Below are 11,912 nucleotides of genomic sequence, written 5' to 3' on the forward strand. Positions count from 1 at the left end.
TAGTGCCCCTCCCGGCGGGCCCGGCCCCGTCGCGCGCCGCCCGGCACGCGCGCTCCTCACGGCGGGACCGGTGCGCCGGGGCGAGGCCTGCCGGGAGCGGCGCCCGTGCTCCGGACCTGCCCCGGAAAGGGGCCGCGTACGCCCGGCCGCACCCACGTCGCGCACCCGGTGCGGGGACGCGGGAGGATCGGGGCGTGGAACTGACCCTGCTCGGCACCGGAGCCCCCGACGGGCTGCCGCGGCCCGACTGCCCCTGCGCCGCCTGCGCCACCGCCCGCGGGGCGTGGGCGCGCGCCGCGACCGCACTGCTGGTCGACGACGCGCTGCTGCTCGATCTGACCCCCGGGGCGGTCTTCGCCGCCGCCCGCGCGGGGCATTCACTCACCGGCGTACGGCAGGTGCTGCTCACCCATCCGCACGACGGCCCCGCCGTCGAACTGCCCGCCGGGCTGCCCTCGGCGGGCCGGGTGCCGGACGGGCGGGAGCTGACGCTGATCAGCGGGCACCGGGTGCGGGCCGTGCCGATGGACGCGCCCGGCACCGGGTACGAGGTCACGTCGCCGGACGGCGAGCGGCTGCTCTACCTGCCGCCGGGCGCCGCGCCGGCCGGTCTCGCCGACCGGATGGCGGAGCCGTACGACATGGTCGTCGCCGACGTCGTGGGACGGCCCGACGCGGTGGCCCGGCTGCGGGCCGTCGAGGCGATCGGGCCGGCCACCGAAGTGGTCGCGGTCCACCTGGACCATGACGCGCCGTCCGGCCCCGAACTCGACCGCCGCCTCGCCGCGGCCGGGGCCCGGGCCGTGCCGGACGGGACGACGCTGACGGTCGGCGGGTACCACGCCGGACCGGGCGTCCCCCGGCGCACGCTGGTGACCGGCGGCGCCCGGTCCGGGAAATCGGTCGAGGCCGAGCGGCGGCTGGAGACGTATCCCGAGGTCGTGTACGTGGCGACCGGCGGCGGCCGGAAGGGCGACGCGGAGTGGGCGGCCCGGATCGGGCTGCACCGGGAGCGCAGACCGGCGGCCTGGCGCACCGAGGAGACGTGCGAGCTGGCGGGGCTGCTGACGTCGGACGGGCCGCCGCTGCTGATCGACTGCCTGTCGCTGTGGCTGACGGACGCGATGGACCGGGTGGACGCCTGGGACGAGGCGGCGTGGGCGGGCGGCGGCGAGAGCGCGCTGCGCGAGCGGACCGCCGAGCTCGTCGCCGCGGTCCGCGGGACGCGGCGCACGGTCGTCCTGGTGACCAACGAGACGGGTTCCGGCGTGGTGCCCGCGACCGCCGCCGGGCGGCGGTTCAGGGACGAGCTGGGCCGGCTGAACGCCGCGGTCGCCGACGAGTGCGAGCAGGTGCTGATGGTGGTGGCCGGGCAGGCGCTGACGCTGCGCGGCTGACGGATCCGGGGCGGGCCCGCCCGACGGCGCGTACGTACGGAACGGAACGGCGGGTCCGGGCACACGCAGGTGCGGGAGCCGTGCCCGCCGTGCCGATGCCTGCGACGGGCGGGCGGATGTGACTCCTGATCCGCGCCGACCCGGCGCGACGGATGGGCTGATGTGAACCCTGACCCGTACGAATCCGGCGCGACGGGTGGGTTGTCGCGCCCCGCGCGAACCCTGGCGCCACGGGTGGGTTGTCGGCCCCGCACGAACCCCGCGCGACGGGCGGGTTGTCGCACTCCCCGTGCACTCTGCGCCACGGGTGGGCCGAGCGGGTTCCGGGCCCGGCTCGCCGGGCTGCGGGCCCTCGCACGCGCGATCGCCCCACCGCGGCTCGGGCACCCGACGGCGCGGGGAGGGGGCCGGAAATCACGGCAGGTACTGTTCCGCAGTACGAGGGTCCGGCCATGGGGAAGAGGCGGAGGAGCGGGGCCGGGTACGCGCAGCCCCGGACCGCGGTTCGAGCACGACGGAGCCACGGTGAGGGACGACGACGCCGTGGTTGCGGATGCCCGGCCCCGCGCCTCCGCCCCTTCCCGATGGCCGGACCCTCCGAGCCCGCCGCCGGGCTGACCGGCCCCCACCACGTATCGACCCGCGAGGCAGACCCCCGTGAATCTGGACGACTTCTCCGACCTGATCGAACGCCCCGACGGCGGTGTACGGCGTGATGCCGAGGAACGCCGGGAGCGGTTCCTCGTGCCGCCGGGTGCTCTCGGCCGCCTCGACGAGCTGGGCGAATGGCTCTCGGCCGCCCAGCAGGCCGTGCCCGTGAGGCCGGTCGAGCAGGCCCGCGTGGTGCTGTTCGCCGGTGATCACGGAGTGGCGGAGCTGAAGGTGTCCGGCCGTGCGGCAGGCACCGCGCACGAGCTGGTGCGGGCCACGCTGGAGGGCTCGACGCCGCTCGCCGTGCTGGCCCGCCGGTTCGCCGTACCGGTGCGGATCGTCGACGCGGGTCTGGACTGCGCGCCCGAGCTGTTGCCGGAGGCGGTCGTCCGGACCCGGGTGCGGCGGGGCAGCGGCCGGATCGACGTCGAGGACGCGATGACGGTCGAGGAGGCCGAGCAGGCGGTGCGCCTCGGCATGGCGATCGCCGACGAGGAGGCCGACTCGGGCACCGATCTCGTGGTGCTCGGTGATCTGAGCGTCGGCGGTACGACGGCCGCCGCCACCCTGGTCGCCGCGCTGTGCGGCACCGACGCCTCGGTGGTCACCGGACGTGGCGGCGCGGGGATCGACGACCTGGCCTGGATGCGCAAGTGCGCGGCGGTCCGAGACGCGCTGCGCCGGGCGCGGCCGGTGCTGGGCGACCAGCTGGAGCTGCTGGCCACGGTGGGCGGGGCGGACCTGGCGGCGATGACCGGCTTCCTGCTGCAGTGCGCGGTGCGCCGGCTCCCGGTGATCCTGGACGGGGTGGTCTGCGCGGCGGCGGCCCTGGTCGGTCAGCGGGCGGCGTTCCGGGCCCCGGACTGGTGGCTGGCGGGCCAGCTGAGCGGTGAACCGGCCCAGGCCAAGGCGCTGGACCGGATGGCGCTCAACCCGCTGCTGGACCACGGCGTCATCGTCGGTGAGGGAAGCGGGGCGTTGCTCGCGCTTCCGTTCGTCCAGGCCGCGGCCGCGCTGGCGGCGGAACTGCCCGAACGCGCACCGGAACCCGACGAGGACGACACGAAGGACGACGGCGAGAAGGCGTCCGCCGACGGAGAGGCCGGCCCGGGCGACCCGGCCGGGGAGTGACGAGCGGCAGCTGACCCTTCGGAGCGCGGCCGTCCGGACCGGCCGCAGCGCGGCCCCTTCCATGAAGCGCGATGCCCCATATGATCGCTTTTCATGGGAGAGGTCCGATTGGCCAGCGAAGCAACCGGGCGGGCCGCAGCCCGGCCGCAGAGCAGCGAACGGTCGCGACGCGGCGCGGCCTTCGCCATCGGGTACCTGCGCGTCGTGTCGTTCATCAATTTCCTGAGCGCCGTCTGGGTCACCTTCGGACAGGACCTCCGGCGCCACAACACCGAGAACTACTTCACGCCCTACCTGCTCACCGCGGGCTTCTCCTCCGGGGTCGTCGCCCTGTTCCTCGCGGTCACGATGCGGCGGCGCAAACGGGCCGCGTGGATCGTCAACATGGTGCTGAGCGGTCTCACGCTGCTGCTCTTCGCGGCGGTGATCGGCTACCCGGAGGTCCGGCGGTACCCGCAGAACTGGATCTCGCTGGCGCTGACCGCCGCCTTCGTCCTCGCGCTCGCCCTGGGCCGGCGCGAGTTCTACGCGAAGGGCGACCGGTCCAACCCGAAGCTGGCCGCACTGGTGGCGGTCGGCGGGCTGCTGGTCACCTCGCTGATCGCGGCCGGCCTGGTCACGCTGACCAACACCGCGCACGACGACTACCGTTCGACGTTCCCGGACCGCTGGCGCTACGGCGTGCTGCGCCTGGTCTCCGTCACCGCGAGCGACTCCCGCTTCCCCGGCATCACGGTGCCGGGGTGGGTGAACGTCGCCATCAACATCCTGTCCACCCTGCTGCTGATCGCCGTCGTGTACGCGGCCTTCCGCGCCCGGCGGGCCGTCGACCCGATCAGCCCGCAGGACGAGGCGGCCCTGCGCGCCCTGCTCGACCAGCACGGCGAGCGGGACTCGCTCGGCTACTTCGCGCTGCGCCGCGAGAAGAGCGTCGTCCGGTCCCCGACGGGCAAGGCCGCCGTCGTCTACCGGGTGGTCGGCGGGGTCTCGCTGGCCTCCGGCGACCCGATCGGCGACCCCGAGGCCTGGCCCGGGGCGATCGGGCCCTGGCTGGCCGAGGCCCGTGAGCACGGCTGGATCCCGGCGGCCATGGGGGTGAGCGAGGAGGGCGGCACGGTCTACGCCCGGCACGGCCTCGACGCCCTGGAGCTGGGTGACGAGGCGATCGTGGAGACCGCCGAGTTCACCCTGGACGGGCGGGCGATGCGCACCGTCCGCCAGGCGTACAACCGGGTGAAGCGGGCCGGCTACCAGGTGACGGTGCGCCGGCACGCGGACATCCCCGAGGCCGAGATGGCCGAACTCGTGCGCCGGGCCGACGACTGGCGCGACGGCGCGACCGAACGCGGCTTCTCGATGGCCCTGGGGCGGCTCGGCGACCCGGCCGACGGGCAGTGCGTGATGCTGGAATGCCGCGACGCCGGCACGGCGCCCGCCGGGGGCGGCGGGGCCGGTGAGCTGCGCGCCGTACTGAGCTTCGTGCCCTGGGGTCCGCACGGTCTCTCGCTGGACCTGATGCGCCGTGACCGGGACGCCGAGAACGGCCTGATGGAGTTCATGGTCATCGAACTCCTGCAAAGGGCCGGGCAGATCGGTGTCTCCCAGGTGTCCCTGAACTTCGCGATGTTCCGCTCCGTCTTCGAGCGCGGATCGCGGCTCGGCGCCGGGCCGGTGCTCAGGCTGTGGCGCGCGCTGCTCAGCTTCTTCTCGCGGTGGTGGCAGATCGAGTCGCTCTACCGCGCGAACGCCAAGTACCGGCCGATCTGGGAACCGCGCTACCTGCTCTTCGAGAAGAGCGCGGACCTGCCGCGCATCGCCATCGCCGCAGGCCGCGCCGAAGGCTTCCTGGAGGCCCCCGGACTGCCCAAGTGGCTGCACCGCTCGAAGCTCGGACCGCGGGGATGAGACGGGTGCGCGCGCTCGGCGGCGCGCTGCTGCGGGCGGGCCGCCGGGAGTGGGGCCCGCTGGGGAGCGACGTGCGGACCGCACTCGGCGCCGGGGGGCCGCGGGCCGTCCCGATGACCCTGGCCGCGGTCTGTCTGACGGCGCTGCTCCAGGTGGTGCAGAACCGGCCTTGGGGTTACGGGCCGGTGCAGACGCTCGGGGCGGTGCGGGCCGGGGATCCGCTCTGGGCGGGGCTCCTGCGCACCCCGCTCTCGCTGTTCGTCCCCGCGCTCGACCTGCCGGTGTGGGGTGCGCTGGCCCAGGTGCTGCTGGTGTTCGGGATCGCCGAGATCTGCCTGGGCCGGTGGCGGACGCTGCTGATCGCGTACGTCGCGACGCTGGCCGGGACGCTGTACGCGCGGATCGGCGTCGCCGTGGGCCCCGACGGGTTCCTGGGCCTGCCCGGCTCCGACGCCCGGGTCGTCGACACCGGCCCCTCCGCGGCGGTGGTGGCGCTGGCCCTCTGCGTCTGCTGCGCCTACCGGGCCCGGTTCACCGGGACGCTGGTGATCGTGGCGATGGCGGCGGAGATCGCGGTCAAGGACAACCTGGCGGGCAAGGAGCATCTGGCGGCCGTCGCGGCGGCGCTGGCGCTGTGCGCGCTCCCGTCCCTGCGCGGCCGGCGCCGGGCGCGCCGCCGTCAGGGCTTGGACGAGGGGGTGGGGACCCGGTCCGGCGCCCCGCCGATCAGGTCCTGGAATCTGCGGCGCGGTCCGGCCCAGCGGAGATCGTGGTGGTAGGCGCGCAGCACCGACCGGGAGCGGGCCCGGTGCCGCTTGCGGTAGAACCGCTTGGCCCACATCGAGGTCGGCCGGGCCAGCCGGATCGCGCCGACCAGGGCGACGAAGGGGACGAGGGTGCCGACCACCGCCATCCTCGCCTTGCCCTTGAACAGGGCGATCAGCACGAAGCAGAAGTTGACGACGAGGGTGAGGACGACACCGAGCCGGCCCTGTTGCTGATCGTCGCTCAGGTCGTTCACGCCGAGCGGCGAGAAGCCGCCGAGCACCAGCAGGACGAGGGCGGCGGTCAGGACGACGACCTCCACGCTCTGGCGGCCCTGCTCCGTCCAGTACACGTCGTCCAGGTGCAGGATCAGGGCGAACTCGTCCAGGACCAGTCCCGCGCCGACACCGAAGACGACCGCGCAGATCCCGGCCGTGAAGCCGTGCTTCCCGCTGGCCACCGCCCCGAACCCGCCGACCACGCTCAGCACCACGCCCGGCACCACGTGGTGGACATGGACCCCGCCCGGGGTGATGTTGCCGAACGGCCCCTTGCCGGCCCGGATCATCCGGGTGATGACCCGGGTGATGGCGAACGTCAGCACGAAGGCGGCCAGCGCCAGGAGCAGGGGCAGCTTGCCCGGCTCGACGATGTTCCGATCGAACCAGTGACCCATCCCACCCACTCCCGATAAGCCGCTTGTGCCCCGCTTCATCACGTTCCGGACAATCTAGCGGCTGCGCGCACCGATTAGCCTGCGCGCCGTGACCTCCCTGAACAGCCACGGCCTGCGTTTCGCCTTCGGCACCCTCACCGTGCTCCCTGTCCGCGTCACCCGCTGGGACCGCGGGACCGCCCGGGCCGGGATGCTGTGCGCCCCGCTGGCCGGCCTCGTCGTGGGAGTGCTCGCGGCGGTGCCCGGCAGCCTGTCGCTGCTGTTCGGCTCGGGGTCGCTGCTCGCCGCGGTCGCCTCGGCGGCGGTGCCCGCGGCCCTCACCCGGGGGCTGCACCTGGACGGTCTGGCGGACACCGCCGACGGCCTGGGCAGCGGCAAGCCGGCCGACGACGCGCTGCGGATCATGAAGCAGTCGGACATTGGGCCGTTCGGTGTGATCACCCTGCTGTTCGTCCTGCTCGCGCAGGTGGCGGTCCTCCAGCAGTTGTACGCGCAGAGCTGGGCGCAGGGTGCGGTGGCGGCCGCCGCGTCCGGGGCCGTCGCCCGGCTCGCGCTCACGCTGGCCTCCCGCCGGGGCGTGCCGGCGGCCCGCCCGGAGGGGCTGGGAGCCGCCGTCGCGGGCACGGTCCCGGTGACCGGCGCGGCGGCGGTCGCGGTTCTCGGGGTGGCGGCCTGCGCGGGCGCCGGCGCGCTGCTCGGGGGGTACGGGGCGCTGCGCTACGCCCTCGCCGCCCTGGCCGCGCTCCTGGTGGCCCACCTGCTGCTGCGGCACTGCCTGCGGCGCTTCGGCGGGGTGACCGGGGACGTGTTCGGCGCGCTGGCGGAGACGGCGGCGACGGTGATGCTGGTCGGGCTGGCCCTCGGCTGAGCCCGACCCCCGCCCGGCAGTTCGCGCGTCGCCCCTCCGTCAGCTCCCGGCCGCCGCCGGGCACCGCTGCCGCCAGACGCCGAGCTCGTACTTCTTGAGCAGCGAGCTCAGCCCGAGCCGCCGGGACCGGTCGCAGAACCGCGTCACGGGCAGCTCGTACTCCACGTGGAAGACGGCCTTGCCCGCTTCGACGAACGGGGAGAGCTCCTCGCACTCCTCGAACTGCGCGCACTGTTCGTTGACCGCGAAGTCGAAGTCGCCCACCAGCTCGGGGATCTGGGGCAGGTCGTTCTTCAGGCCGACGGCCAGGTGGTGGCGGTGGGCGACGCGGGCGATGAGCCGGTTGTAGCGCAACTGGTCGGCGGCGGTCAGCGCGAAGCCGCTCGGATTGCGGTAACCGTCCATGTTGTCGGGCTCGACCGCGTCGAACCCCTTCTTCGCGCACATGGAGATCCGGCTCTCCATCAGCGGCTCCAGGACGTCGGTGCGCCGGATGTCGAGCCAGCGCTCCCCCTCCCAGCCGTTGCCCTTGCCGAGGACCGCCGTGGGGAACCTCGCCGCGTCCGGGCGGAACTCCTCCCAGGCGCCCGTGGACAGGTAGCAGATGACCTTGCGCCCCTCGCGGTGCAGCTGGGCCACCTGGGCCGCGTCGTGGTCGAAGCCGTCGATGTCGTACACCGGGGCGTCCACCGTCGTGTCCAGCCGCCCGGAGAGCTGCCACTGCCAGTCGGTTCCCGGCGCCGGCTGCCAGCGCGCGGCGGCGGACCGCTCGGCCGGGGCGGACGGGGCGGACGCCGGGGCGGAGCCGGGTGCCGAGGTGCAGCCGGCCAGCATCACCAACAGAATCAGTACGGCGACGGGCAGCGCCGCCGGCCGGCCGGTCGGCCGCGCGGCCCTCCGGTCGTGCATCGTTCCCCCTCGTCCGCCAACGCCGTGGCGGTCGCCGTCCGTTACCCCGGGAAGATCATCCCGGGGTGACCACCCTACGACCGCCCCGGCGCCCTGACGGCCCGCCGCCGTAATCGGGCAGCAAAGGCGCGCGTAGGCTCATTCCCGGCACATCGCGGCGGCGTCTACGATGCGCCGGGCACGGTCGGCCACCCCCTCGGCCAGCACAGTCCGTCAAAGAACTCAACGGAAGCGAGATTTCACCACCGTGACTGCTCTCACTCTCAGCACTGCCGGTGCGGCGACGCTGCGCGCCGACGCGCTCGTCGTCGGCGTCGCCAAGGGCGCTGGCTCCAAGTCCGGGGACCTGGTCCTCGCACCGGGCGCCGAGGCCGTGGACAAGGCGTTCGGCGGGAAGCTCGCCACCGTCCTGAAGACCCTGGGCGCCTGCGGTGCCGAGGGCGAACTGACCAAGCTCCCCGCGCCCGACGGCCTGAAGGTCCCGGTCGTCATCGCGGCCGGACTCGGCCCGGTCCCGGAGAAGGACGGCACGTACGACGCCGAGGCGCTGCGCCGGGCCGCCGGCGTGGCCGCCCGCTCGCTCGGCGGAGCGAAGAAGGCCGGCTTCGCGCTGCCCGTCGGCTCCGTCGAGGACGCCGAGGCCATCGCGGAGGGCGCGCTGCTGGGCGCGTACGTCTTCACCGCCTACCAGGGCGGCGAGAACAAGCTCGCCCCCAAGGGCGCCAAGGCCGACGGCGCGAAGCTGCCGCTCGGCGAGATCGCCCTGCTCGGCGCCAAGCCGCGCGACAAGGCGTTCAAGGCCGCCGCCGAGCGCGCCGTCGCGCTGGCCGAGGAGATCAACCGCGCCCGCGACCTGGTCAACACCCCGCCGAACGACCTGTACCCCGAGTCCTTCGCCGCCGTGGCCACGGCCGCCGGCAAGGAGCACGGCATCAAGGTGCAGGTCCTCGACGAGAAGGCGCTCGTCAAGGGCGGCTACGGCGGCCTGCTCGGCGTCGGCCAGGGCTCGACCCACGGCCCCCGCCTGGTGAAGCTCGCCTACACGCACCCGAAGGCGGAGAAGACCCTGGCCCTCGTGGGCAAGGGCATCACCTACGACTCGGGCGGCATCTCGCTGAAGCCGGCCGGCCACAACGAGACGATGAAGTGCGACATGGCCGGTGCCGCCGCCGTGTTCGCGACCGTCGTCGCGGCCGCCCGCCTCGGGCTGCAGGTCAACGTCACCGGCTGGCTGGCGCTCGCCGAGAACATGCCCTCGGGCAACGCCACCCGCCCCGGTGACGTGCTCCGCATGTACAGCGGCAAGACCGTCGAGGTCCTCAACACGGACGCCGAGGGCCGGCTCGTCCTCGCCGACGCGCTGACCCGCGCCTCCGAGGAGAAGCCGGACGCGATCGTCGACGTGGCGACCCTGACCGGCGCGATGGTGCTGGCCCTGGGCAACCGGACCTTCGGCATCATGGCGAACGACGACGCCTTCCGTACCTCGATCCACGAGATCGCCGACGAGGTCGGCGAGGCCTCCTGGCCGATGCCGCTCCCGGCCGACCTGCGCAAGGGCATGGACTCCCCGACCGCCGACATCGCCAACATGGGCGAGCGGATGGGCGGCGGCCTGGTGGCCGGTCTGTTCCTGAAGGAGTTCGTGGGTGAGGGCATCGCCTGGGCGCACCTGGACATCGCGGGCCCGGCCTTCCACGAGGGCGCGCCGTACGGCTACACGCCGAAGGGCGGCACCGGCTCCTCGGTCCGCACCCTGGTGAAGCTGGCGGAGCGCACCGCGGCCGGAGACCTGGGCTGAGCTGCGGCCGGGTGACCCCGGCCACCCGGCCGCGGGCCCCCGGCCGCCTCTGAGGCCGCCGCCGTACGGCCCCGGGCATACGTCCGGGGCCGCACGCGTTGCACCCACGATGCCGCGGCCCGGGCCGGACCGGGTTTCGCTCTCGACGAAATCCGAACGTCCCTACGCAGCGGTAACCCGTCGGGGCGGACGATCATCCGTCCCAGACACGGGCCCCGCGTCCCGCCCACCGTCAACAAGTGCGAAGATGGGTTCTCGGCAGGACAGGGCCCCCACCACAGGGCCGATGACAAAGCGGCCGAACACCAGCCGACCGGCCGGTCTCACCCCGATGACGGGGCCCGGCGTACGGCGCACATGCATGGAGGACGTGACGTGGCGAACGACGCCAGCACCGTTTTCGACCTAGTGATCCTCGGCGGTGGTAGCGGTGGGTATGCCGCGGCCCTGCGCGGAGCGCAGCTGGGCCTGGACGTCGCCCTGATCGAGAAGGGCAAGGTCGGCGGCACCTGCCTGCACAACGGCTGCATTCCCACGAAGGCCCTGCTGCACGCCGGCGAGATCGCCGACCAGGCGCGCGAGGCCGGCCAGTTCGGCGTCAAGGCCACCTTCGAGGGCATCGACATCGAGGCCGTCCACAAGTACAAGGACGACGTGATCTCGGGCCTGTACAAGGGCCTGCAGGGTCTCGTCGCCTCCCGCAAGGTGCACTACATCGAGGGTGAGGGACGTCTCTCGTCCGCCACCTCGGTGGATGTGAACGGCCAGCGCATCCAGGGCCGCCACGTGCTCCTGGCGACCGGCTCCGTGCCGAAGTCGCTCCCGGGCCTGGAGATCGACGGCAACCGCATCATCTCCTCGGACCACGCGCTGAAGCTGGACCGCGTCCCGAAGTCCGCGATCGTGCTGGGCGGCGGCGTCATCGGCGTCGAGTTCGCCTCGGCGTGGACCTCCTTCGGCACGGACGTCACGATCGTCGAGGGCCTGAAGCACCTCGTCCCGGTCGAGGACGAGAACAGCTCGAAGCTTCTTGAGCGCGCGTTCCGCAAGCGCGGCATCAAGTTCAACCTCGGTACGTTCTTCCAGAGCGCCGAGTACACGCAGGACGGCGTCCGCGTGACCCTCGCCGACGGCAAGACCTTCGAGGCGGAGGTGCTGCTGGTCGCCATCGGCCGCGGCCCGGTCTCGCAGGGCCTGGGCTACGAGGAGGCCGGCGTCGCGATGGACCGCGGCTACGTCCTCGTCGACGAGTACATGCGCACGAACGTCGAGACGATCTCGGCCGTGGGCGACCTGGCCCCGACCCTCCAGCTCGCCCACGTCGGCTTCGCCGAGGGCATCCTGGTGGCGGAGCGGCTGGCCGGTCTCAAGACGGTCCCGATCGACTACGACGGTGTCCCCCGGGTGACGTACTGCCACCCCGAGGTCGCCTCCGTCGGCATCACCGAGGCCAAGGCCAAGGAGCTCTACGGCGCGGACAAGGTCGTCGCGCTGAAGTACAACCTCGCGGGCAACGGCAAGAGCAAGATCCTCAAGACCGCGGGCGAGGTCAAGCTCGTCCAGGTCAAGGACGGTGCCGTGGTCGGCGTCCACATGGTCGGGGACCGTATGGGCGAGCAGGTCGGCGAAGCCCAGCTGATCTACAACTGGGAGGCGCTGCCGGCCGAGGTCGCGCAGCTCATCCACGCCCACCCGACCCAGAGCGAGGCGCTCGGCGAGGCCCACCTGGCCCTGGCCGGCAAGCCCCTGCACTCCCACGACTGATCAGTCGACCGGGCGCGACGACCGACCACTTCCGCATTTTCGTTA

General features: G+C 73.7%; 9 protein-coding genes. 7 read left to right on the forward strand and 2 right to left on the reverse strand.

What is annotated here, in order from left to right; genetic code table 11:
• The first annotated feature begins 194 nt into the window (after nucleotides 1-194).
• The 4 genes from ABZ454_RS08860 to ABZ454_RS08875 all read left to right on the forward strand — a co-directional run bounded on the left by ABZ454_RS08860 (nucleotide 195) and on the right by ABZ454_RS08875 (nucleotide 5,863).
• Complete coding sequence (locus tag ABZ454_RS08860) at nucleotides 195-1,397, forward strand: bifunctional adenosylcobinamide kinase/adenosylcobinamide-phosphate guanylyltransferase (RefSeq protein ID WP_359536691.1); 1,203 nt, start codon at nucleotides 195-197, stop codon at nucleotides 1,395-1,397.
• Between the two features lie 657 nt (nucleotides 1,398-2,054).
• Nucleotides 2,055-3,179: a nicotinate-nucleotide--dimethylbenzimidazole phosphoribosyltransferase gene (gene cobT, locus ABZ454_RS08865; protein WP_359536692.1), complete on the forward strand. Its 1,125-nt coding sequence runs from the start codon at nucleotides 2,055-2,057 to the stop codon at nucleotides 3,177-3,179.
• Nucleotides 3,180-3,272: 93 nt separating this feature from the next.
• Nucleotides 3,273-5,084, forward strand: coding sequence for a phosphatidylglycerol lysyltransferase domain-containing protein (locus ABZ454_RS08870; protein ID WP_359536694.1), 1,812 nt, complete (start codon nucleotides 3,273-3,275; stop codon nucleotides 5,082-5,084).
• Entirely contained in the window at nucleotides 5,081-5,863 is a 783-nt protein-coding gene (locus ABZ454_RS08875) for a hypothetical protein (RefSeq protein ID WP_359536696.1), read from the forward strand. The genes ABZ454_RS08870 and ABZ454_RS08875 overlap by 4 nt, the downstream gene beginning before the upstream one ends.
• Here ABZ454_RS08875 and ABZ454_RS08880 read toward each other — a convergent pair.
• Complete coding sequence (locus tag ABZ454_RS08880; RefSeq protein ID WP_359536698.1) at nucleotides 5,764-6,525, reverse strand: hypothetical protein; 762 nt, start codon at nucleotides 6,523-6,525, stop codon at nucleotides 5,764-5,766. The two genes, ABZ454_RS08875 and ABZ454_RS08880, sit on opposite strands and share 100 nt — an antisense overlap.
• A gap of 88 nt (nucleotides 6,526-6,613) precedes the next feature.
• Here ABZ454_RS08880 and ABZ454_RS08885 point away from each other — a divergent pair, with 88 nt between their 5' ends.
• Nucleotides 6,614-7,393 carry an adenosylcobinamide-GDP ribazoletransferase gene (locus tag ABZ454_RS08885; protein WP_356323173.1) on the forward strand — a complete coding sequence of 260 codons (780 nt, stop codon included), beginning with the start codon at nucleotides 6,614-6,616 and terminating at the stop codon, nucleotides 7,391-7,393.
• A gap of 39 nt (nucleotides 7,394-7,432) precedes the next feature.
• Here ABZ454_RS08885 and ABZ454_RS08890 read toward each other — a convergent pair whose 3' ends face one another.
• The gene (locus ABZ454_RS08890; RefSeq protein WP_359536700.1) at nucleotides 7,433-8,302 is read right to left on the reverse strand and encodes an endo alpha-1,4 polygalactosaminidase; all 870 of its coding nucleotides are present in this window, start codon (nucleotides 8,300-8,302) and stop codon (nucleotides 7,433-7,435) included.
• Nucleotides 8,303-8,549: 247 nt separating this feature from the next.
• Here ABZ454_RS08890 and ABZ454_RS08895 point away from each other — a divergent pair, with 247 nt between their 5' ends.
• Both ABZ454_RS08895 and lpdA read left to right on the forward strand, forming a co-directional pair.
• Nucleotides 8,550-10,103, forward strand: coding sequence for a leucyl aminopeptidase (locus ABZ454_RS08895; RefSeq protein ID WP_356323177.1), 1,554 nt, complete (start codon nucleotides 8,550-8,552; stop codon nucleotides 10,101-10,103).
• 375 nt (nucleotides 10,104-10,478) lie between these two features.
• Entirely contained in the window at nucleotides 10,479-11,867 is a 1,389-nt protein-coding gene (lpdA, locus tag ABZ454_RS08900; RefSeq protein WP_356323179.1) for a dihydrolipoyl dehydrogenase, read from the forward strand.
• Nucleotides 11,868-11,912 lie beyond the last annotated feature (45 nt).

The sequence above is a fragment of the Streptomyces sp. NPDC005803 genome, from assembly GCF_040630435.1.
GTDB lineage: Bacteria > Actinomycetota > Actinomycetes > Streptomycetales > Streptomycetaceae > Streptomyces.